Annotated in this window: 20 protein-coding genes; 9 read left to right on the forward strand and 11 right to left on the reverse strand. The window is 51.2% G+C overall.

Annotation, left to right across the window (positions count from 1 at the left end):
- Nucleotides 1–571 precede the first annotated feature (571 nt).
- Nucleotides 572–790, forward strand: coding sequence for a hypothetical protein (locus M3650_RS11275; RefSeq protein WP_251574728.1), 219 nt, complete (start codon nucleotides 572–574; stop codon nucleotides 788–790).
- Between the two features lie 5 nt (nucleotides 791–795).
- Here the strand turns inward: M3650_RS11275 and M3650_RS11280 are convergent, their stop codons facing one another.
- The 4 genes from M3650_RS11280 to M3650_RS11295 form a co-directional block, all read right to left on the reverse strand.
- Nucleotides 796–1,518 carry a PIG-L deacetylase family protein gene (locus tag M3650_RS11280; protein ID WP_251574729.1) on the reverse strand — a complete coding sequence of 241 codons (723 nt, stop codon included), beginning with the start codon at nucleotides 1,516–1,518 and terminating at the stop codon, nucleotides 796–798.
- 142 nt (nucleotides 1,519–1,660) lie between these two features.
- On the reverse strand, nucleotides 1,661–2,965 hold the full coding sequence (locus tag M3650_RS11285) for an ABC transporter substrate-binding protein (protein WP_251574732.1): 1,305 nt from the start codon (nucleotides 2,963–2,965) through the stop codon (nucleotides 1,661–1,663).
- A 236-nt stretch (nucleotides 2,966–3,201) separates the two neighbouring features.
- Entirely contained in the window at nucleotides 3,202–4,038 is an 837-nt protein-coding gene (locus M3650_RS11290) for a carbohydrate ABC transporter permease (RefSeq protein WP_251574733.1), read from the reverse strand.
- The gene (locus M3650_RS11295) at nucleotides 4,038–4,919 is read right to left on the reverse strand and encodes a carbohydrate ABC transporter permease (RefSeq protein ID WP_233695804.1); all 882 of its coding nucleotides are present in this window, start codon (nucleotides 4,917–4,919) and stop codon (nucleotides 4,038–4,040) included. The genes M3650_RS11290 and M3650_RS11295 overlap by 1 nt, the downstream gene beginning before the upstream one ends.
- A 154-nt stretch (nucleotides 4,920–5,073) precedes the next feature.
- Between M3650_RS11295 and M3650_RS11300 the strand changes: the two genes are divergently transcribed.
- Nucleotides 5,074–6,927 carry a cache domain-containing sensor histidine kinase gene (locus M3650_RS11300; protein WP_251574739.1) on the forward strand — a complete coding sequence of 618 codons (1,854 nt, stop codon included), beginning with the start codon at nucleotides 5,074–5,076 and terminating at the stop codon, nucleotides 6,925–6,927.
- Nucleotides 6,908–8,554 (forward strand): response regulator transcription factor, encoded by a 1,647-nt coding sequence (locus tag M3650_RS11305; RefSeq protein ID WP_251574741.1) that lies wholly within the window; start codon nucleotides 6,908–6,910, stop codon nucleotides 8,552–8,554. Before M3650_RS11300 ends, M3650_RS11305 begins: the two co-directional genes overlap by 20 nt.
- A gap of 125 nt (nucleotides 8,555–8,679) precedes the next feature.
- Here M3650_RS11305 and M3650_RS11310 read toward each other — a convergent pair whose 3' ends face one another.
- Nucleotides 8,680–9,198, reverse strand: a complete 519-nt coding sequence (locus M3650_RS11310; RefSeq protein WP_311295074.1) for a DUF2062 domain-containing protein — start codon at nucleotides 9,196–9,198, stop codon at nucleotides 8,680–8,682.
- A 190-nt stretch (nucleotides 9,199–9,388) separates the two neighbouring features.
- Between M3650_RS11310 and M3650_RS11315 the strand changes: the two genes are divergently transcribed.
- Nucleotides 9,389–10,165, forward strand: coding sequence for a tryptophan-rich sensory protein (locus M3650_RS11315; protein WP_251574744.1), 777 nt, complete (start codon nucleotides 9,389–9,391; stop codon nucleotides 10,163–10,165).
- A gap of 143 nt (nucleotides 10,166–10,308) precedes the next feature.
- Here the strand turns inward: M3650_RS11315 and M3650_RS11320 are convergent, their stop codons facing one another.
- The 6 genes from M3650_RS11320 to M3650_RS11345 all read right to left on the reverse strand — a co-directional run bounded on the left by M3650_RS11320 (nucleotide 10,309) and on the right by M3650_RS11345 (nucleotide 16,356).
- Nucleotides 10,309–10,548: a hypothetical protein gene (locus tag M3650_RS11320; protein WP_251574745.1), complete on the reverse strand. Its 240-nt coding sequence runs from the start codon at nucleotides 10,546–10,548 to the stop codon at nucleotides 10,309–10,311.
- Between the two features lie 437 nt (nucleotides 10,549–10,985).
- Nucleotides 10,986–12,101: a GerAB/ArcD/ProY family transporter gene (locus tag M3650_RS11325; protein ID WP_251574746.1), complete on the reverse strand. Its 1,116-nt coding sequence runs from the start codon at nucleotides 12,099–12,101 to the stop codon at nucleotides 10,986–10,988.
- Between the two features lie 107 nt (nucleotides 12,102–12,208).
- Nucleotides 12,209–13,333: a GerAB/ArcD/ProY family transporter gene (locus tag M3650_RS11330; protein WP_251574747.1), complete on the reverse strand. Its 1,125-nt coding sequence runs from the start codon at nucleotides 13,331–13,333 to the stop codon at nucleotides 12,209–12,211.
- 11 nt (nucleotides 13,334–13,344) lie between these two features.
- Nucleotides 13,345–13,572: a hypothetical protein gene (locus tag M3650_RS11335; protein ID WP_251574749.1), complete on the reverse strand. Its 228-nt coding sequence runs from the start codon at nucleotides 13,570–13,572 to the stop codon at nucleotides 13,345–13,347.
- Nucleotides 13,573–14,778 carry a Ger(x)C family spore germination protein gene (locus tag M3650_RS11340; RefSeq protein WP_251574752.1) on the reverse strand — a complete coding sequence of 402 codons (1,206 nt, stop codon included), beginning with the start codon at nucleotides 14,776–14,778 and terminating at the stop codon, nucleotides 13,573–13,575.
- 24 nt (nucleotides 14,779–14,802) lie between these two features.
- A complete protein-coding gene (locus M3650_RS11345; RefSeq protein ID WP_251574754.1) occupies nucleotides 14,803–16,356 on the reverse strand; it encodes a spore germination protein in 1,554 nt (517 codons plus the stop codon).
- 143 nt (nucleotides 16,357–16,499) lie between these two features.
- Here M3650_RS11345 and M3650_RS11350 point away from each other — a divergent pair, with 143 nt between their 5' ends.
- The 5 genes from M3650_RS11350 (at nucleotide 16,500) to M3650_RS11370 (ending at nucleotide 21,779) form a co-directional block, all read left to right on the forward strand.
- On the forward strand, nucleotides 16,500–16,964 hold the full coding sequence (locus tag M3650_RS11350; RefSeq protein ID WP_251574756.1) for a MarR family winged helix-turn-helix transcriptional regulator: 465 nt from the start codon (nucleotides 16,500–16,502) through the stop codon (nucleotides 16,962–16,964).
- A 101-nt stretch (nucleotides 16,965–17,065) separates the two neighbouring features.
- The gene (locus M3650_RS11355; RefSeq protein WP_251574758.1) at nucleotides 17,066–17,473 is read left to right on the forward strand and encodes a DoxX family protein; all 408 of its coding nucleotides are present in this window, start codon (nucleotides 17,066–17,068) and stop codon (nucleotides 17,471–17,473) included.
- Between the two features lie 62 nt (nucleotides 17,474–17,535).
- Nucleotides 17,536–18,255: a pirin family protein gene (locus tag M3650_RS11360; RefSeq protein WP_251574760.1), complete on the forward strand. Its 720-nt coding sequence runs from the start codon at nucleotides 17,536–17,538 to the stop codon at nucleotides 18,253–18,255.
- Between the two features lie 223 nt (nucleotides 18,256–18,478).
- Entirely contained in the window at nucleotides 18,479–20,197 is a 1,719-nt protein-coding gene (locus M3650_RS11365; RefSeq protein ID WP_251574761.1) for a phospho-sugar mutase, read from the forward strand.
- Between the two features lie 502 nt (nucleotides 20,198–20,699).
- Nucleotides 20,700–21,779, forward strand: a complete 1,080-nt coding sequence (locus M3650_RS11370; protein ID WP_233695789.1) for a M42 family metallopeptidase — start codon at nucleotides 20,700–20,702, stop codon at nucleotides 21,777–21,779.
- Nucleotides 21,780–21,966 lie beyond the last annotated feature (187 nt).

Below are 21,966 nucleotides of genomic sequence, written 5' to 3' on the forward strand. Positions count from 1 at the left end.
AAAGACAGCCGGCATATCGTTCTGCTGTCCACGCAACCTTAATTCGTCGTAATCCAGGATAGGAAGGAGTATTCTGGTAGATTAGATACCGGATCGGGCCAAGCTTATATTGAAATAAATGGAATTCATTGCGTGTTAGATATCCTAGGATTAGCCACCTTAATCATTAACCATATTGAATACATTGACTCTTCTTCATGAACGAAATATTCTGTTCGTGCAATCACGCTTCAGACGTACAGTGCTCCACTTCATCCGCCCCTTTGCTTCATTCTCCCCATCCTTCAGGGGGCCGCACACCAATGACGACTCTAGTTATCTGTCATTAGGAGCGACCTCTGCCTGGCATGGTATATACGAATCGGCAGGGAGCTCGTCCCCCTCGTCATCCTCCCTCCTGACGATTTGGGAGAATGGACATAAGGACCATTTGCTGAGTACCCGACAATCTATTCTCATTCGAAGAGGAAAGGGGCTGCCATTCTGAATGCCATTCATTGCGCAATCTGAATCATGGGGAGAGTGAACAAAAGGGGGAATCGAACAGGGTTGAGGAACCACGAATGCTAGTTTGGAGATACGCAATGAGATACGCAATGAGATGCGCAATGAGATGCGCAAACAGAAGCGGGAATCCGCATCATTCAGGTCCACACCGATTGACCAGGCTACGGATTTAGTCGGCTCATCCACACTTATTCCACAGCAAGCGATGAATATAGCCAGATCCACGATACAAAATACAGTCCATATACCGCTTAGCCGTTCAATCGGTATGTGGACTGTATAGATGGCTCATTTAAAATATTCCGTAAGCGAGCCCAGCGGCGGATTGAAATCTTCGCCGAACAGTTCGAAATAGACGGTGTCGCCAATGCGCTCAACGACACGTGTGCCTGCTATCGTGGACTGATACGTCTTATAGCAGGCCAGAGCGCGCTCCATCGCGTCGATATCGGCGGCGCTGAGCTTCTGCACGACATCGATACGCTCGGGCGCCGACAGCTTGAAGCGGAACGTGCCGTCCGCGTTCATGCTCGCTCCGCCCGGATCGGGCATCGCGAGGAGTGCGAGGCGCTTCAGCGGCGCCACCCCTTCGTCGCGCAGCTCCAGGAAGACGCGCTTCACGGCCGCATGCGTGACGAGATGATCGTGGAAGCCGCTTATGCCATGAACGGCGTAGGTGACCACGACGTCCGGCTGGAGGCGACGAATGGCGTCAGCCGCCGCGCGCTCGACGATGCGAGGATCGATGTCCTGCAGCCCGCTGTCGGGCAGGTCGAGCACCGTCATCTCCGTCAAGTCGAGCGTCTTCGCCACCTCGAGCATCTCCCGGTAGCGGACCTCGCCCATCTCTTCGATGGTGAGGCCGAGCTTGTGGCGCTGCGAGGTGGCGCCACCCTTCGTCAAGGTGAGCAAATACACTTCATGCCCCGCTTGGCGCTGGGCATGAATCGGGCCTGCCGGACCGAACGATTCATCGTCGGGGTGAGGAAATATATACAGAATCTTCGCCATGCATCATCATCTCCTTCACCCCTAGTATAAACGTTTGCCACACATTAGGAAGCGCCAATCCGCAGCCTACGCGCTGGACTGTCAGCGCCATGATCGAACAGTGGCCCCTACGCAACGTAGAGGCCACATGCATTAAAAAAAGTTATTTTTTCAAATTGTCCCAAGCTTTTTGGAAGTCGTCCAGCATCTTGCCATTGTCCGACTTGCCTGCGATGTAAGCCTGGATGGCATTACCGAACTCTTGCGTGGCGCCGTCCGGATATTTGAACCAGTTCCAGCTAAGCACCTTGTTCTCTTGGCTGTACTTCATCACATCAGCCGCAATATCGCCGAGATCGTCTGCTGTCGCCGTAATCGTCGTCATCGCCGGAATGAATTTGAACTGCTTCGCAATATATTCCTTACCGATGTCGGAAGTGACCATCCAATTCAGGAATGTCTTCGCTTCCTCTTTCACCTTCGAATTTTTGTTCACGACCCAGTTGTTCGGAACGCCCACCAAAAGCTTGTCGTTCTTCGCGGCATCCTCATCAATCGGCATTGGCAGCACACCCAAATTCAAGTCAGGATTAATGCCATCGATTTGCACCTGCGTCCAGTTGCCTTGCTGCATCATCGCCGTTTCGCCTTTTGCGAACAGTGTAACTTGCGTATTATAGTCTGTCGTGAGCGGATTTTTGTTACCGTATTTAGCGGTCAAATCAAGCATTTTCACCCAATTTTCAAATTCTGCATTCCCTTTGAACTTCGCGCTTCCATCATTCAAGCCCTGGATGAAGGCATTCGGATCCGGTTGTTGTTGCGCAAAAGCCACGTTCAAGGTGTGAATACCTAGAATCCACCATTCCTGATACCCGTTCGCGAACGGTGTGATGCCAGCGTCCTGCAGCTTCTTCGCTGCTGCATCCAGCTGCGACAACGTCTTTGGCATCTCCGTAATTCCAGCTTTTTGGAATAAATCTTTATTATAAATGAAGCCATAGCCTTCCAGGTTCATCGGCATGCCGTACAGCTTTCCGTCCTTCGTCATCGGTTCTTTCGCGAGCGGAATGACATCCTTGACCCACGCCTCGCCCGACATGTCTTCCAAGTGCTCCATCCACGTCTCCATCTCTTGGAAACCGCCGTTATTGAAAATGTCCGGCGCGTCATTGGCCGCGAATTTAGCTTTCAGCGCTGCGCCATAATCGGCACCGCCGCCGACAGTCTGAATGTCCAGCTTAATATTCGGATGCTCTTTCTCAAATTCCGTCTTCAAGCGGTTGAGCGCCTCTGCGATTTCAACTTTGAACTGAAATATTTTAACTGTTTTGACTTCCTGTTTTCCTTTATCACCGTCTGCCGAACCTGTTGCATCACTAGAGCTGCTTTCCTTGGATCCGCAGCCCGCCAGCATGACGGATACTGCCAACAGCATAAGCATTGACCATTTTGCCATTCGTTTCATTCGAAAGACCTCCCTATCTGTGTACGTAACGATGTTGCTTCATTGTTGACATGCTAATCTTCAGATTCTGATATTATTTTCGGAACGCTGCATTCTTTCTTTGAACATTTCCTGTCTTCTTTTGTGTTACAAGCTCAGTATAGCTTCCTTCGTGCAAACGTTTACACCGAAAGAATTGACCGAACAGGTGGAATTCATTGACCTCTGCAGCCACCTGTTCGAGTGTGTACATCTTATTATCCTTTCACAGAGCCTGCCGTAATCCCTTCGATAATATATTTCTGCATCGCGAGGAAGAAGGCGACGATCGGAGCAATCCCAAGCACGAGCGCTGGCAACGCCAAGTCCCATTGCTTCGTATATTGTCCGAAGAATGCGTATGTCGCGAGCGGAATCGTGCGATGCTCTGCGCTTTGCAGCATCAAGGACGGCAGCAGATAGTCGTTCCAAATCCATAAGCTGTTCAGGATGACGACCGTGACGAACATAGGCTTCAAAAGCGGAAACACGACGCGCCAGAATACAGCGTACGGCGAGCATCCGTCCACTACCGCCGCTTCCTCAATTTCTACCGGCACAGATTTCACAAATCCATGGAAGAGGAAGATTGAGAGCGGAGCGCCAAAGCCAAGGTAACAAATAATAATTCCGCCAATGCTGTCTGTCAAGTGAATCATTCCCGTAACTTTCACAAGCGGAATCATAATCGATTGAAACGGAATGACCATGGCGGCGACAAAAATCATGAACAGCGCCTTATTAAATCGACTGTTGTGACGAACCATACGGTAAGCGGCCATCGCACTCAAGAGCGCAATTAGCAAAATACTTGCAGCCGTAATGATAAACGAATTCGAGAACGCCTGCGGGAACTTCGTAATCTCCCACGCCCGCTGGTAGTTGCTCCATTCGAACGCAGCCGGCCAGCTGGCGGCGTTCGACAGCAGATCGCCGAACGACTTCACCGAGTTCACAAGCAGGAAGTAGAACGGAACGAGAAAGACTAATCCGACGATAATCATGACAACTTCCGTAACAAACGTGCGGCCGCCGTATTTTTTTCCTGATTCCATTACACCTCCACCTCCTTGCTCTTCGTGATGCGCACTTGGATAAGCGTAATGACAGCGACGATAATGAAGAACAAGAACGCTTTCGCCGTGCCGAGACCGTAGCGGTTATTTTGGAAAGCTTCTAAGTAAATGTTCAACGCAACTGATTCCGTTGATTTGAACGGCCCGCCTTTCGTGAGCGACAAGTTCAGGTCGAACATTTTAAAGGACCACGAAATAGCCAAGAATAAACATACCGTCACTGCCGGCATGATGAGCGGAACGATAACGTGGCGCAGCACCTGCCCACGGGTCGCGCCATCGATCTCCGCGGCCTCCATAACATCCTTCGGCACGTTCGTCATCGCGGCGATGTAAATAACCATCAGGTAGCCGGCCGTCTGCCAGACGAACACGATGATGATGCCCCAGAAGGCGGTAATCTCATCACCGAGCCATGGAAGGTTGAAGAACCCAATTCCCGTTGCATCGCCGATGGCCGAGAAGCCTTTGACGAAGATGAACTGCCAGATGAACCCGAGCAAGAGACCGCCGATTACGTTCGGCATAAAAAATATAGTCCGCAGCGCGTTGCGCAGCTTGAGCGGCTTCGTGAGCACATATGCGAGGCCGAAGCCGAGCAGGTTCGTCAGCACGACGCCTACAATCGTAAATTTGGTCGTAAACCAGAAGGCCGGAAAAAAATCCGAGTCTTTTGCAAAAATTTGTGTAAAGTTATCCAATCCGACCCAAGCAACTGTACCCGATACCCCATTCCAATCGGTGAAGGAATAGTACATGCCAAGCAGGAACGGAATGACGACAATTAGTGTAAAAAAGAATGTCGCCGGGCCGATGAAAAAGAGCTGCTGTCCGACTTGTGACCATGCTTTGCGCGACATCCGACTCTCCCCTTTGCGTGTAAAGTAAGTGTTTGTACATTCAGTATGGGGTTTTATGAAAGCGGTTGCCACTGATGCTGGTGAACGAAAAGGTGGAATATATTGACCTGACCCTGAGGAAAAAGGTACACTTTGAACCGGAGGCGACGTTGTTATGCGATGGAATAGTATTCGGACTAAGCTCATTACATTTATGCTGATTGCAACGATCGTCCCTACAGTAGCGACGATGGTCATTTCCTACAGCTACACGACGGATTCACTGAAAAAGCGGGCTATACAAGAAAATCATCAGTTGATTTTCCAAGGTAAGACCAATCTTGCGAACTTCCTCGAAAATATAAATCGCGCTTCGCTGACGGTCTATACCGATTTTGAATTTTTTCGCCAATTAAGCCGGGGATACGACGATTACACGTTCGAATCCTATTCGTATATCACCTTGCAAAATATTGCGGCTTCCATGCGCGACATCTGGCAGGTGTACTTGTACCGCAACGAGGTCAAGCGCGCCACGCTCGTCATTCAGAACGTGCCCCGCCGCTTGCATGACGAGGAGCCGAACAGTTCGGCGCTGGAATATGCGCGCGACGGCGACGGCATCGGCATGCAGCCGACACATTTGAGCCAGACTTATGGCTTCGCCACCTCGCCCTATTATTTCCCGAGCGTGCAGGTGTTTTCTTTGCATCGAAAAATTTACCGCGTCCCGTCCAAAGAAGAGATCGGGCTCTTGTCCATCGATGTGAAGCTCGATGCGCTCGCCGCAATTATCGATCAGTTGTACCAACGGGACAAAGAGCACATTTATTTGCTAAATGATGACGGAGACGTGTTCTATTCCGATGATCGCAGGCTCATCGGACAGCGTCTCCATGAAAGCTGGTATACTTCTTCCCATTTTCAGAGCAATGGAAACGGGAATTTTGAAAAAGATGACGCTATTTTCATACATGAACGCATTGATACACCGATCGCCAACTGGACGCTGGTCAAGCAGATACCGAAATCGTATCTGCTGCGGGAGGCTAACCGCGCCGCGGTCATTAATATGATGCTCATCGCCCTCTCGCTCGTCGTCATTATCGCGGCCACCATCATCGTCTCACTGCGGATTACGAAGCCGATTAGCCAGCTTGTCCGCTACATCAATCAGGTTCAGACCGGGAACTTGCGTGTGGACATCCAGCCGGTCAGCAATGACGAAATCGGCGTCGTCTCGAAGCGGTTCCGCAATATGATGGACATGATTAACAATCTCATACTGCGCGAATATCAGCTTGAGATTGCGAATAAGACGAACCAGCTCAAGGCGCTGCAGGCGCAGATTAACCCGCATTTTATGAACAATGCGCTGCAATCGATTGGCACACAGGCGCTGCAGTTGAACGCGCCTCACATCTACAAGCTGGTGACAGCACTGGCGAAGATGATGCGCTACAGCATGTATACCGATCAGAGCACCGCCACCCTGCACGAGGAAATCGAGCATGTGAGGGCTTACTTGCAGCTGCAGGCGCAACGGTTCGAGAACACCTTCGATGCCGCCTACGAGAATGAAGCGGCTACCTTGAACGTTCTCGTGCCCAAGATGACTCTGCAGCCGCTCGTCGAGAATTATTTCAAGCATGGGCTCGACCGCGGATTGACAAGCGGGAAGCTCATTGTTCGCAGCCGCTTTATCGATGAACCGGACGGGCTTATCGAAATCACCGTGGAGGATAACGGACGCGGCATGCCGCTTCAGCACCGGATTAAGCTCAACGAGAAGCTGCGGGAACTATACCCTGAACAGCCCGGTGTCTCGACGACACACGTGTTGTCGCGCAACGATTTCGTGACAGGGGAAGCCTCCTCCGGAATCGGACTTGTGAATGTGCTCACCCGGCTCACGCTGTTCAGCGGCGGAAATGCCAACATGCATGTGGAAGCTGTGGAGCCGCAAGGCACCCGCATCGTCATACAAATGAAGGTGGAGCGTGATAACAATGAAGGCATTGATCGTTGATGACGAGAAGCATGTCCGTGACGCCATCAGGCTGCTTGTGGAATGGGATGCGCACGGCATCGACCATATTTATGAAGCAGCCGACGGGCAACAGGCCGTGGAGCTGCTCTCTGCTCATAAGCCGCAAATCGTCATGACAGACATGATGATGCCCAATATGAGCGGCAGCGCCTTAATGGAGTGGATTAGCCAACATTCCCCTACAAGCAAGCTAATTGCGATAAGCGGGCATGATGATTTTGCGCTGGTGCGGCACACGATGCAGCACGGAGGAATGGACTATATATTGAAGCCGATCGATCCCGAAATAATCAATGCAGCTGTAGCCAAAGCGGTCGCCGCCTGGCTTCAGGACGAGAAAGAGCGGGTTGCGCGTCACCAGCAGCGAATGCAGGTGAATGAATTCAAGCCTCTCCTGTCGGAGAAGCTGTGGTCGAGCCTGCTCGATGATCCTTCCGTCTATGAGGCCAATATGCGCCGGCTTGAATTGGAGTTCGGCTTGCCGGCTGGCATAGATGAAGTGCGGATCACTGTTGCGGTGATTAATGTATACCATCCGACGTTTCGCCATAAATTCGGCGATAACCGCCAGCTGCTGTATTACTCCCTGCTCAATATCGCCAACGAGATCGTGAATGGTGGTGCGCAATCGCGTGGCGCCGCCTTCCGCTATGCCAGTGCACCGAACGAGCTGGTGCTCGTCATGTGGAAGCAGGCGGACGAGCTTGAAGCGGTGCTGCAGCAGGTGAACGAAGGCTTGCAGCAGACGATGCAGCGCAACCTGCATTTCGGCGTAAGCGAGAAGGTGGCCTTTCCAGCCGGAATGCAGGACGCTTATGCCAGAGCCAAGGCCGCTCTGGCGCAGCGCAACCTGCTCGAACGCGGCTCACATATTCATGCTGCGCGGGCACTCGCTGCGCCGGAAGAAGCTGGCGCTTCCGCTGCGAGCAAAGCCGTGCGGCTCTCGTCTTATGACGAGGCATGGAAGCTGGCCGTACAGAGCGGCCATGCCGAGCAATTGAAGAGCGCCGTCCGCCGCTGGGTGGATGCCGCGCGTTCCCTGCAAGCGGTAACGCCGCATATGCTGCAAGCTTGGTTGAAGGAATGGGGAGCGCTCCGTATGCGCATTGCGCAAGAGGTGGCCCCCGATGCCGCGGATCAGATTATCGCGCAGCTGACGCAGCATGATTCGTTGACCGAAATCGATTGCACGGAGGAGTTGCAGTGGGACGTATGGGAAGACGCCTGGCAGACAGCGTTGACGGAGCTGTCTGCGGCCCTGCTCAGCCATCAAGGACAGGAGCAGCACATTATTTTTGACATCGCCAAATATATCGAACAGCATTATCATGAGGAACTGTCTCTGCAGGATATGGCTGGGCGCTTCTATGTGAGCCGCGAATATATTTCGCGCAAATTCAAGCAGCAGTTTGGCATCAACCTATCGGATTATGTAACGCAAATTCGAATAGAGAAGGCGAAAATGCTGCTGTTGAACCCGCACCTTCGGATCGTGCATGTCGCCGAAATGGTCGGCTATCAGGATGAGAAATATTTCAGCAAAGTGTTCAAAAAAGTGATGGGCGTATCGCCGAATGCCTATCGAAAGCGGCAATCCGAGCTATAATGCAGAAGAAAAATGCCTGTGCAATCCTATCACAACAAGTTAAACAGACACTCCGTTCCATACAAAAGGCACTGCGTTTCTCTTGGGAAGTAGAGACGCAGTGCCTTCTTGAAGTTGGCTAACGTTTACGCATGCTTCAGCTTGCGCGAGCGGACAAGCCATAGAAATCGATGACGATAGCGATGCACCAAATAACGGACAATAAAATAACCGACAGCCGTAAACACAATACTGTTCAAGACAGCGCCGATGACAAAATCCATACCCATTTGCTGCCAAGAATGTACGGATTCGGCCGCCTCCTGATACATGCCTTCACCCGGACGCACATCCGGAACCTCCACATTGACGCCCTGACTCGTCCACAAAGAACCTACAGCGTAATTCAAGTAGAACAAGAGTGGCCAAGCGAAGGAGCCGACTCCCGCCGCCAACAAAGCCCCAGTAACACTGCCTCGCACCAGCTTCGTCAAACCGATCGACATGGCGGGACCGATCCCGAATGTCGGAAACCAACAAGGGAAAAATCCAAATACGATTCCTAATGCTATTTTTGACGCCCCTTGCTTGGAACGCAACATTTGAATCATCGTAAGACGAAATTTACGTGTCCATTTCATGCTCAGACTCTTTTTCCTATCCATAATGTGTAATATACCTCATGCAATCTTTTTTCTATACGCAATTTCTATTATAGCGCTTCCCGCTTTGAGTTATCTGACAAAATTGAAAGAATTGACCGTGTACCCGTTATTTTTGGACGGGTTCGGTTATATTCTGTTAATAGTAAGAGATGGTGAAGGGGAAGATATGCAGTTGCGAGGAGGGATTAAAATGCGCACTTTTAACTACAAATGGCTTAACATTCTCGCCTTTGCCGCCGTCCTGGCTGTGAACACTCTGGCCGAGACCGTGCCGTTAGGCGGTAAGACGACAGGAGAAATCTCCGCCATGTTTCCCGTGCTATTTACACCTGCAAGCTATACCTTCAGCATGTGGATATTGATTTATTTGTTGCTTGCCGGATTCGTTGTTCATCAAGCGCTTCCCGGAAAGGACGTCACGCCTGCCATACGATCCATCGGCCCTTTATTTGTTTTCAGCTGCCTGTTCAACATCGGCTGGATACTGTTGTGGCATTACTTGTACACGCAAGTATGGGTGTCTCTCATCGCCATGATTGGATTATTAACGAGCTTAATTTTGACTTATAACAATCTGCGCAAAGTGGGAGCATTCACGACGGTGGAACGCTGGCTGGTGCGGCTGCCATTCAGCATCTACATGGGCTGGAGCTGTGTAGCGACGATTATCAATGCTGCAGTCGTCCTGTATGATGTGCAGTGGAACGGCTTCGGCTTCGAGGAGGAGGCCTGGACTATCTTCATGCTGGCGGTCGGCGCACTGCTGGCTTGGGTCGTCGGCGGACCGAACCGCGATCCGGCGTTCGTGCTCGTCTTTGTATGGGCTTATATCGGCATTGCGATTAAGCAGCAGGACATCACTACCGTTGCCTATACCGCTTATGGTCTTGCTGCCTTGTTGATGCTGCTAGCCGTATCCCTGACGTTCAGCCGGCGCGCCGATACGCATTCAGCCAGTTTGCAATAGACCGTCCCGTTCCAGCACAACTCGGAAATAAATAAGACCTCTCATCAAGACAAGGGAAATTCCCCCGTTCATTGTCCTGGAGAGGTCTTCTGTTTTGAATCGTATATACAACTTGCCGTTTGCCGTTCGTCAACGAAGTGCGTCTACGTACTTGCATTCTTCTGTTCCGGAAGCGGATGAAGATGCCTTCCGTCACGCAGCAGCAAATATTTATTGCTGTATCGCGCATTCAAAGTCCCCCATACATAGAGGCTGCACATACTGACAACCGTCTGCACGACAGTAATGATCGATACGCGGTCATAGCCTATTCCGAGCAGTTCAAGCATCATATAGGAGTAGGACGGTAAAATTGTATTTTGCAAAAAAAGCCACACTGACAAAAAAAGTACCACCTTCATAAATCCCCTGTCCCGAAGCGGTTTCTTCAACATGGACACCATCTACAGTCACCCATACACTCTTGTCGAATAGAAACGGAATAAGACCAGTAGCAGTCCACATGAGACGGTGGATGGCAACAGTCGTTATTAGAGCGTACGCCTTGAATATAATATGTGTTCGCTTTTTAGATCGTAAAATCGGAGTATTTCGAGCAATTGCATCGCCTTGTTGATCAGAATGTCACTGTGTTTCGTATGAGGTCGCATACATAGCGTACAGCAGGAAAATTTACGCAGAAAAGGCGGCTTATCGACATGTCACGACGGAAAGTATGCCCTATCCGATTCTCGAAATCTGATTGGTCAACCTTCCACCGTTAACCCGTGCTCATCCGCATCTTCCAGGAAGCGACCCAAAGAGGCATCCAATCGCAGCGCTAAGCAGACGATCTATCTTTGACGTCTTGGCCACCGTTCCGCTTATGCTTCCACCAGGCAAGCAGCAACAACAGTGCTGGATATACAATCTGCACCGTTCCTGAGAACAGCGGCTCGCTCGTCATGAACAGATCGTTCATCTCTTGAATGCTGTCCGCTATCCAGAAGCTCATCGCGATGATAAGAATCCCGATAGGGAAGACGAGGGGGCGATAATCGCTCAGCTTGAAGCACTGCGCCGTTCCAATGACGAGCGCATAGTACCACACTGCCATCTGGACGAACCCGCTCATGACCCACAGTACCATCACAATCGCTTCCACGTGCTCGAAGAAATTACCCAGACTGATATAGCGGGAAGCCACAAAGATCGGAAAGGTGAATAACGACGTCAAGTTGCCGAACAGAAACAAGCATGTCAGGTTGGTAACGAGCATAGTTACAAGCATTAACACGATGGAAATAATAGTCCATCTCCACTTGTTGCGCTTCCCGGTCGCATAAGGAATGACGAAACCGATGAGCGCAAATTCCATAAACCAGACAAGCGGAGTGACCGCCCCCTCGAATACCGGCTTCCAGCCTTTCTCAAGCACCGGTGTAATATGGTGAATGTCGAGTTCGGGGAGCAGCAGGACCGGAGTCAGAAAAATAAATCCCGCAAACAGCGGAGCGATCAATAAAGAAAACTTTCCAAGCACTTCAATTCCTCCGCGAATCGCTACAGCGCACACAAATGTGAGACAGATGCTCACTACGAATTCCGGAGTCCGCAGCAGCACCGAGCCGACGATGAATTCCCCGTATTCCCGCACGATAAGCCCCGCGCAGTGCCAGAGGAAAAACAACCATACGAGATTGGCCGCTCCACCTATCCATCTGCCAAGCAACCGCTCTCCGTACTGTATAATCGTCTGCTCCGGATAATAATGATGAAGCTTAAGCAGCAGGAACATCGTGAGAAACCCTGTGCTGGAGCCGATGATGGGAGAGATCCACAGATCATTCCCCGCAAATTTCGAGGTAATGGCAGGAATGATCAATACAGACGTAGAGCCTACCGCCAAATACATGAGCATGCACAGCTGCGGCCATGTAATACGCCCCTTTTCCACAAGAATTCACCTCACTATCGTATCGTCCAATTTAAGTAACAAGCGTGCGCTCGGACATATCACCGCATTCTTAATAACGCTGGACGGATGGCTGCCATTATGGTCCACTATGTTGCCGAGGGCGAATCGGGCCGTTCTCGATACTTCGATTCTCCGGTCTTATGCTTCCACCATGCGATCAACAGAAGCATCGCCGGGTAACAAATCTGTACCGCAGCGGCAAACACCGCCCCGCTTGTCGCGAATAGCTTCGTCATCTCCGATAGATCATTCACAATCCACAAGCTCATCGCCACGATAAGAATGCCAATGGGAAACACTAGCGGACGGTAATCACGGATATGAAAGGACTGGGCCGTTCCGATGACAAGTATGTAGTACCATGAGCTAATCTGCACGAATCCGCCCATAATCCACAGCACCATTACAATCGCTTCGATATGTTCGATGATGTTGCCCAAGCTGATATATTTTGCCGCATTGAATACGGAAAAGGTATACATGGAAGTCAAATCGCCGAACACGAACAGGCATGTCAAATTCAGCAATACCATCGTGCCGAGCATTAGAATAATCGGCAGGCTAAGCCACCTCCATGGGCTCTGCTGACCGGTCGCATATGGGAGCATGAAGCTGACGAGCACATATTCCATGAACCACTCCATCGGCAGAATGGAGCCTTTCAGCACCGGCTTCCAGCCGTTCTCGAGCACCGGAGTAATTTGCAGGACATCCATTTCCGGCGTCAACAGCAGCGGAATGAAGATGACAAATCCCAAGAAGAGCGGGGTAATCAGCAAAGCAAACTTGCCGAGCACCTCAATGCCCCCGCGAATGGCCAAGGCGCATACGAAGATGAGGCAGATGCTCACGACGCTTTGCGGCGTGCGCAGCAGGACCGAGCCGACGATAAATTCCCCATATTCCCGCAAAATGACCCCTGTATTCTGCCAGAGGAAGAAGAGCCATACGAGGTTGGCCGCCCCGCCGATCCACTTGCCCAATAAATGCTCTCCGTACTGAATGATCGACTGATTCGGATAATACCGATACAGTCTGAGCGCCATATAGATCGCCACAAAGCCAACCACTGAACCGATGAACGGTGTCATCCACAAATCCTGATGAGCATACTTAGCCGTCACCGAAGGAACGATAAGCACGGAAGTTGCACCCACCATCAAATACATCAACATGCCAAGCTGCGGCCATGTAATGCGACCTTGTTCCATATCTCCCTCCCTCAGCCATTCAGCCACAAGTAGACCGGCATAAAAAAGAAATCGATTAAATCGCGCGGCGTCGGGCCCTTGTAAAAAATACCCATATACAAAACAACGACCCAGCCCAGCGCGGACAAGATGAAGAAGGCGCGCAGCTCCCGAATAGGCGTCTTGCGCCGTCTCGTCCATTCGAACAGGCCGTTCAAGAGCAGCAGAACGCACATGGCTGCGAAAAAGGGGTGCGTCATTTAGCGTTCACCTACCTTTTTCAAATTTTCCCTAATGCTGCCCGGGCGGATGATAAGCGACTCTACCGTAATCTCCGTATCCATATCCTTATAGATGCGCTCCCAATTCTGCTTAATCGTCCGGTTCCACTCCTTTGCATATTTGCGGTGGACATATTTTGCGAAGCCGAACACATCCGCCTGCCATTGTGTCTGCGAAATCATGATAGAATGGTCGATAATGCGCTTAATCTTCTGATTGGCCTTGAGCTGTGCCTTATGCGCCTCTGCTGCATTTGACACGTCGAACTGGCTGTTATTCTGTATCGCGTCCATAAATGGCAATATTTTGATGCGCATTGTCAGCTTGCGCCCGTCCCATTGCGGGTCGATATCGATTCGGTTCTCCCTGAGACGCAGCGTCAGACAATCATGTGCGGTCTCTCCTTCCGCGCAATACGAGACAGACAACCGTTTTTCACCTCGCAGAATCATGACCCCCAGCATATCGTCTCCGGTCATTCCGCCAATATAGCGGTCTTTTTTAATGATGGCCAGCTGATTTACGGAAGGGACCTGGACCCCAAGCTCGCTGTTGCTCCACTCGACAAATGGCGCATAGGCCGTTCCCGAATCCCCGCTCAGCATTTTGACCATTTCCAGCAAGCTGATATTCCAAACGGCACGCGACTTTCCCAAATCCTCGAACAACTCGGCCACGGTATTTTGCAGCTGCGGCAGTGATTGGAGGAATTCGCTCGCCTGACCGTCGGCGACGAAGATAAGCGCACGTTCGCGCGGACTCTGGAATCGCTGGAAGAAATCGAAGTGCTCCAACACCCCCTTGGATGCCAAGTCTTTGCTAACGACGTACACTTCCGCATGTCCCCAAAAGATGTAGCGCGGCATTTTATTTTGCAATTCGAACAGCACGTGACCCAAAGTAGGCCCCGATGCAGAGAAAACCGTTGTCTGTCCCCCGCCTCCACCGCCCTTTTTCGGCTCGCTGCCAGACTGCTGCCCGCCACCTCCGCCTTCCTTCGGCACGAACACCTGGAGCGTCATCTTCACGCCTCCGTTTCCGTCCGAATCGAGACCGGCAGCCAAAATAATAGACAGCTGCTCCAGCTCGGTGCGATCCCAGCAACCGGTAAGCGTCGTTAGCAGCAGCATCGCGATACCGAATGACATCATGCACCGGCACGGCACACGAATCGCTTTACGCATCATGCAACCCCCTCCATTACAGGCTCAGCCCAATCCATTCCCTTGATTTGCTTTGTCTGATGATTGCTCTGCGTTTTGCATCTGATCGGTTTCTTTGGTCATGTTCTCCACCCATACCGGTTGCCGAATCAAGATGTCCTTCATCATGGAAGACCTAAACGGAGCGACGCCGGTTAAGTAAGGCACGCCGAACGATTTCAACGTCAGCAAATGCGTCACGAGCAAAATGAAGCCCATCATCGTTCCGATGAGACCGAGAAATCCCGACAGCAGTATAATCGGGAACCGGAGAAGCCGTACGGAGATGCCCAGGTTGTAGTGCGGCACAATAAAGGAAGCGACGCCCGTAATCGCCACGACCATGACCATCGGAGCGGATACGAGTCCGGCCGATATCGCGGCTTGTCCAATCACGAGCGCGCCCACGATGCTTACCGCAGAGCCGACCTGCTTCGGCAGTCTAGCCCCGGCCTCACGCAGCGCTTCGAACATCAATTCCATCAGCAGCGCTTCCACCAATGCGGGAAACGGCACTTGGGTTCGCGCCTTTGCCATCGTCAGGATAAGAGCAGTCGGAATCATTTCCTGATGGTAGGAGATGACAGCCACATATATAGAAGGACCGAGAAGAGCCACAAATATACTAGCGTATCTCAACCATCGGACAATCGTCCCAAAGAAGTGGCGCTCGTAATAATCCTCAGGGGACTGCAGGAAGGACACCCACAAGGCCGGAGCGATAAGCGCAACCGGGGATCCATCCACCAGAATGACGACTCTTCCTTCCAGCAAGTGAGACGAAGCAACATCCGGACGCTCGGTCGTCAGGAGCTGCGGGAAAGGAGAATACGGATTGTCCTCCAGACATTGTTCTACATACCCGCTGTCCAAGATGCTCTCCAGCGTGATGTTATCCAGACGCCGCTTTACTTCTTCCAGCAATTGCTCGCTCGCCAAGCCTTCCATATATACAAGGTTGATCGTTGTATGGGTCAGTTTCCCTCGTTTAATCGGTTGTATCTTAAGCTTCGGAGAACGGATGCGGCGGCGCAGCAGACTCGTATTCGACTGCATCGTCTCGACGAAGCCATCCCGCGGCCCCCGGACGACGGATTCCGCATCCGGTTCTGTCACGCTGCGCTTGTCGAACTGGATCGCTTCGATTGAGAAAGCAGTGTCGCTCTGATGCGGAATGAGGATCGTCATGCCAGACAGCATCAGCTCGACTACTTCCTGCATAGTCGTATGGGTCTTCACCTTCACCGCCGTCAACGTTCGCCGGACGCTCTCGACCGTGACCCCGTCCTCCTCCGAATCTTGCTCATAACGAGTAACGAGCGGCTCGATGACATGCTCGTCAATCTGTAAATTATCCACCATACCGTCGACATATATTAAAGAAGCTTGTTGTCCGCCCTGAAATGAAAAGGCAAAGAACACGATATCCGAACAATGGTAAAATATATTTTCTAAATTTTTTACATTTTCTTTCCCTTCAGAGGACCAGACCATATTCGCATCCGAAGCCTCTTGCAACGGCATTGCCGAAGGCACAATGATCACGCCTTTCCTTGTCATCCTTTCGTTTCCATGATAGGGTTCCATAAATATCCGAAAATTATAAGTTGACAGCTGCAGCGTCATATGATAAATTAATCTCGTATTCAAGATATATTTATTCGAGACATTAGCAAGAGCAAGTATAAAGGTGGTGAATAACCATGCATGAGAATCGATTGGAATTGATGGATGCCGATGTGCAGCAATCCCTTAAATTGTTCGTCGTACTCTCACGAGCTTCGAAGACGCTAATGGATTATGCGCAGCATGACATGAAGCATTATCAGCTTAATCCGTCAGAATTCGCAGTGATGGAAATGCTGTATCATAAAGGCTCCACCCCTATTCAACAAATTGGCGGCAAGGTGCTCTTAGCTAGCGGGACGATGACTTATGTAGTTGATAAGCTTGTGAACAAAGGATATATCAAGCGACGTCCTTGCGAACAAGATCGCCGGGTCATCTATGCGGAATTAACGGAAGAAGGCGAACGTGTCATGACAGCCATTTTTCCAAAGCATGCAGCAGCCATTCATGAATCCATGAGGGGATTGACGGCAGACGAGAAGCAGCAATTAATTGAGCTTCTGAAGACGCTGGGTCAGAGCGCAACCTCTCCTGATTAGCCCTTCTTTTTCACAGAGGGCTCTTATTAGGCACGATATCTCGAATTCAAGAATCTTTATTTTAACAAACTTTTGTTTGATACAATTTGAGGAGGAACATAATGATGTTGGCAGATTACGGTTTATTGCTTATACGAGTTATTATCGGAGTAACGATGATGGGGCACGGCGCACAGAAATTGTTCGGCTGGTTCGGCGGTTACGGTGTAAAAGGCACTGGCGGTTGGTTCGAATCCATCGGAATGCGGCCGGGTGTCGCAATGGCGCTGCTGGCTGGAATGACTGAACTAATTGGCGGCCTGCTGTTCGGTCTCGGGTTATTTACATGGGTCGGCGCCGCGCTTATCGTCGGCACGATGTTGGTTGCGATTGTGAAAGTTCATGGGGCCAATGGCTACTGGGTCACTCAGAACGGGATTGAATACAACGTCATCCTCGTTGTAACGGCCATAGGAGTCGCTTTAATCGGGGCAGGTTCTATTTCCTTAGATGCTCTGCTGCAAGGGTAATTGGGAATAGCGGTTGTACCGTTACCAACTCGGAAACTCTATAATTTTCAGGAGGCATCGTTATGAATGAAACAATGGATCGCTCGATTCGACGGGCGAATGAACGCTATCACAATGACCATGGATGGTTAAAGACACACTTCAGCTTTTCTTTTGCCGATTACTATGATCCAAATAATATCCAGTTCAGCGCGTTACGGGTATTGAATGATGATAACATCGCCCCGGGAACCGGCTTCGATCTTCATCCGCACCGGGATATGGAAATCGTCACCGTCGTGTTGAAAGGCCAACTGGAACATCGGGATACAACAGGGAATCGGGAAATCATCGTACCGGGCCAAATCCAGCGCATGAGTGCCGGCACCGGCATTTATCACGGCGAATTCAATGCTTCGGACACCGAATCGCTGCAGTTGATGCAGTTGTGGTTTCTGCCGGAAAAAATGGGACTTCAGCCATCCTATGAGACGTTCACCTATGGCATGGAATCGATACAGAATCGACTAGTTCCGGTCGTGTCTAATCGCGCGGACGAACTCGGAACTGCACGAATCCATCAGGATGTAACGCTGCAGCTAGGACAGTTCGCGGCAGGCCAGGAGCTTGCCTACGTAACGAAGCCCGGCCGTTCTCTGTACTTGTTCATCATCGAGGGAGAAGTCCGGTTCGATGACGGCATGACACTTCATCGCCGCGATGACGCCCGCATTCGGAACGCTCATTCGCTTAAGCTGCAATTCGAGCAAGACTCTCATATCATGCTCATCGATTTGTCGTAACGTGAACTGCATTCTGCTTACCACATAGACCACCTGTCTGCAGATCTTTCCATCTGCAAGCGAGTGGTCTATTTCTTTTTTGCACATCATACATGCAGTCATATAGCTGTACCCCGACTGCGTACGATAGAATTAGTGCATGATTATTCACATGCAGAATGCTGCAAATTCCAGTACAATAGATCAATGCACAGTAAGATGAATTGAAGGAGGCAATCAACGAATGGATACTGCACTTCGTGCGCAACAAAATTACGACGCGTGGTTACACGATCCTCATATCGACGAGACGACAAAAGCGGAACTGCAAGGCATCGCCGGCGAGGAACGCGAAATTACGGATCGCTTCTATAAAGACTTGGAATTCGGCACAGGGGGGCTCCGGGGCGTAATCGGGGCGGGCAGCAACCGCATGAACGTCTATACGGTCGGCAAAGCGACACAGGGACTTGCCCAATACTTGAAGCAAACAACGGCTACTCCATCAGCTGCCATTGCTTATGACTCCCGGCATTTCTCACCAGAATTTGCGCTTGAGGCGGCACTGGTACTGGCCGGAAACGGTGTAAAGGCATATGTATTCGAGAGCTTGCGTCCCACACCGGAGCTGTCGTTCGCGGTGCGTCAGCTGCAAGCAAGCGCTGGCATTGTCGTTACCGCCAGCCACAACCCGCCGGAATATAACGGCTATAAGGTGTATGGCGATGATGGCGGACAGATTACGCCTGAGACTGCCGCCCGTGTCATTGCCGAGATTCGCGGCGTGACTTCGTTCGCCGATATCCGTAAGTTAAGCCGCGAGGAAGCAGAAGCACAAGGCATGCTCGTATGGCTGGGTGAAGACATGGATGAAGCGTACATATCGGCTGTTGCGCAAGTAAGCCAGAATGAAGAGCTAGTGCGCAAGACAAGCGATCAATTCCGCGTCCTCTATACTCCTCTGCATGGCACAGGCAACATGCCGGTGCGGCGTGTGCTGGAGCGCATCGGGTTCCAGCAGGTGCGCGTAGTACCGGAACAGGAGCAGCCGGATCCGAACTTCTCTACTGTGAAATCGCCGAATCCGGAGGAGCGTGAAGCATTCACCATTGCCATCGAACAAGCGAAGGCTTGGGATGCTGACATCATTATGGGCACAGACCCGGATGCCGACCGAATGGGTACCGTCGTGAAGAACGCGAATGGCGAGTATGTCGTCCTGACCGGGAACCAAGCTGGCGCCATTATGGTACATTATTTGCTCGATGCAATGAAGACGAAGGGCACGCTGCCAGTTAACGGCGCGGTTATCAAAACGGTCGTAACGAGCGAGCTTGGGGCGTCCATTGCAAAATCATACGACATGACCGTATTGAATACGCTGACCGGCTTCAAATATATAGGGGAGAAAATGACGGAGTTCGATCAAACCGGCGAGCATACGTTCATCTTCGGTTACGAAGAAAGCTACGGCTACCTGGCCGGCAATTATGCACGCGACAAGGACGCGGTCATCGCCTCCATGCTCATTAGCGAGGCGGGCGCTTACTATAAAGCACAAGGCAAGACGCTGTACGAAGTGCTGCAACAATTATACGCCCAGCATGGGTATTACTTGGAAGGCTTGCAGACACGCACGCTGAAAGGTGTGGAAGGCGTGGCCGTTATCGGCGGCATTATGGAGAATTGGCGAGTCCAAGCACCAGACACGGCCGGTGGCATCCGAATCGTGCGCACAGAAGACTTCGCTCAAGGTCTGTATGATCTGCCGAAGGAGAACGTCCTCAAGTTCCACTTGGAAGACGGAAGCTGGTTCTGCCTGCGTCCGTCCGGAACGGAGCCGAAGATTAAGATGTACTTCGCAGTGAAAGGCACATCCGGAGAAGACGCGCAAGCAAGATTACAGCGCGTTACCGAAGACGTCATGTCCAATATCGACGCCTTCATTGCAGCCCAGAAATAATCTACTTACACTAAGAGGCTGCCAACGTATGTCCGTATACGTTGGCAGCCCTCTTTGTGTTAATAACGTTTGAAGGTTTGGAGGCAGGCGGTTATCCTTGTCTATGCATAGTATCTGCAAACTCCTAATCACGTAATTCAGGAGATGAGATGGAGGGCCAACTCCCCCTTATGCGCACTCTCCCCTTTAGTCAGGGTAATATTCAGATGAAGTCACCCCACATAAAAATGGCAGCGTAACCGCGAACACCTATACTTGCGCTTTGGCCGCCCGACAACTTAATTCGAAGCTTAGGGCATAGCTTTCGATTGCTGCACATCTTGATGCTTCACTTGGCTTCCTCGCCCTGACGGAACGGTTCACAATGAACCCCGAGCGAGATCGTCGAAATGATGAGCGTCATCAGGAACACGTCTCATTTCAAAGGCTTGCATCCTCAATTGGATCGGTTCATACTTAGGTTACATAATTATTCGCTTATTATGAAAGGAGCATCCATTCAATGCAGCAAGAAACGTTAGATTTATTCCGTACCTTAACAGAGTTCCCTTCCGCTCCCGGCTTTGAACGAGAGCTTCGTGCCTTAGTAAAGCAAGAACTGTCCCAATATACGGATGAATTCGTCCATGATGCGCTCGGCAGCATCTTCGGCGTTATGCGTGGCGATGAGCAAGGCCCTCGCGTCATGGTGGCTGGCCATTTGGATGAAGTCGGCTTCATGACGACTCAAATCACACCGAACGGGATGCTGAAATTCACACCACTCGGCGGCTGGTGGGGGCAGGTCGTTCTCGCGCAGCAAGTGGAAGTCATTACGCCGAACGGCCCGATTCCGGGTGTCGTAGGCTCGATTCCGAAGCATTTGCTTGATGAAGCAACGGCGAACAAGCCTGTCGACACGAAGCATATGTATATCGATGTAGGTGCGGACAGCCGTGAAGAAGCAGAGCAAGCTGGCATCCGTCCAGGACAGCAAATCGTTCCGGTCTGCCCGTTCACCCCTCTGCTCAATCCGAAGAAAATTATGGCCAAGGCATGGGATAACCGCTATGGCGTCGGCCTCGCGATTGAGCTGATGAAGGAACTTCACCGGGAGCAAGCTAAGCTGCCGAACATCTTGTTCGCCGGCGCGACCGTACAGGAAGAGGTCGGCTTGCGCGGAGCACGCACGGCGGCGAACCTGATCCAGCCCGACATTTTCTACGCTCTTGATTGCAGCGCAGCGAACGATATGACTGGCGATCCGAACTCGTTCGGCCACCTTGGCAAAGGCGCATTGCTCCGCATTTACGACCCGACGATGATTACCCATCGCGGCCTGGTGGAATTCATCCAGGATATTGCGGACACACACAAGATTCCATATCAATATTTCGTTTCCCCAGGGGGAACAGATGCGGGACAAGTTCATTTGAGCAACAAAGGCGTGCCTTCCACCGTTATTGGCGTATGTGGACGCTATATCCATACTCCGGCTTCCATCGTTCATACGGACGACATAGATGCGGCGAAGGAATTGCTTATTCAGCTTGTGAAGCACACAGACCGCACGACGTACAACACAATTGTGGAACGTGCGTAACGAATAGATAAATTAACGGATATTTTTAACCCGCTCAGCCGGGATTCAAACATCAAATATCGAACCACAGAGCGCGGACCCTTCCAGACGGAAGAGGGTCGCGCTCTTTATTTTGAGGAATCCACATCAACAGTTCTTGGCAGCCACTGCCGCTCGCGTTACACTAATAACACAATCTATGACTTTT

This window comes from Paenibacillus sp. MER TA 81-3 (assembly GCF_023713585.1).
Classification (GTDB): Bacteria; Bacillota; Bacilli; order Paenibacillales; family Paenibacillaceae; genus Paenibacillus_B; species Paenibacillus_B profundus.

Bases quoted from the DNA above. Each gene is read 5' to 3' on its own strand.
- M3650_RS11280 (WP_251574729.1), bottom strand. From the start codon at position 1,518: ATGGCGAAGATTCTGTATATATTTCCTCACCCCGACGATGAATCGTTC.
- M3650_RS11335 (WP_251574749.1), bottom strand. From the start codon at position 13,572: ATGACGCACCCCTTTTTCGCAGCCATGTGCGTTCTGCTGCTCTTGAAC.
- M3650_RS11300 (WP_251574739.1), top strand. From the start codon at position 5,074: ATGCGATGGAATAGTATTCGGACTAAGCTCATTACATTTATGCTGATT.
- M3650_RS11345 (WP_251574754.1), bottom strand. From the start codon at position 16,356: ATGACAAGGAAAGGCGTGATCATTGTGCCTTCGGCAATGCCGTTGCAA.
- M3650_RS11285 (WP_251574732.1), bottom strand. From the start codon at position 2,965: ATGAAACGAATGGCAAAATGGTCAATGCTTATGCTGTTGGCAGTATCC.
- M3650_RS11370 (WP_233695789.1), top strand. From the start codon at position 20,700: ATGCAGCAAGAAACGTTAGATTTATTCCGTACCTTAACAGAGTTCCCT.
- M3650_RS11330 (WP_251574747.1), bottom strand. From the start codon at position 13,333: ATGGAACAAGGTCGCATTACATGGCCGCAGCTTGGCATGTTGATGTAT.
- M3650_RS11305 (WP_251574741.1), top strand. From the start codon at position 6,908: ATGAAGGCATTGATCGTTGATGACGAGAAGCATGTCCGTGACGCCATC.
- M3650_RS11350 (WP_251574756.1), top strand. From the start codon at position 16,500: ATGCATGAGAATCGATTGGAATTGATGGATGCCGATGTGCAGCAATCC.
- M3650_RS11360 (WP_251574760.1), top strand. From the start codon at position 17,536: ATGAATGAAACAATGGATCGCTCGATTCGACGGGCGAATGAACGCTAT.
- M3650_RS11290 (WP_251574733.1), bottom strand. From the start codon at position 4,038: ATGGAATCAGGAAAAAAATACGGCGGCCGCACGTTTGTTACGGAAGTT.
- M3650_RS11310 (WP_311295074.1), bottom strand. From the start codon at position 9,198: ATGGATAGGAAAAAGAGTCTGAGCATGAAATGGACACGTAAATTTCGT.
- M3650_RS11365 (WP_251574761.1), top strand. From the start codon at position 18,479: ATGGATACTGCACTTCGTGCGCAACAAAATTACGACGCGTGGTTACAC.
- M3650_RS11315 (WP_251574744.1), top strand. From the start codon at position 9,389: ATGCGCACTTTTAACTACAAATGGCTTAACATTCTCGCCTTTGCCGCC.
- M3650_RS11295 (WP_233695804.1), bottom strand. From the start codon at position 4,919: ATGTCGCGCAAAGCATGGTCACAAGTCGGACAGCAGCTCTTTTTCATC.
- M3650_RS11355 (WP_251574758.1), top strand. From the start codon at position 17,066: ATGATGTTGGCAGATTACGGTTTATTGCTTATACGAGTTATTATCGGA.
- M3650_RS11340 (WP_251574752.1), bottom strand. From the start codon at position 14,778: ATGCGTAAAGCGATTCGTGTGCCGTGCCGGTGCATGATGTCATTCGGT.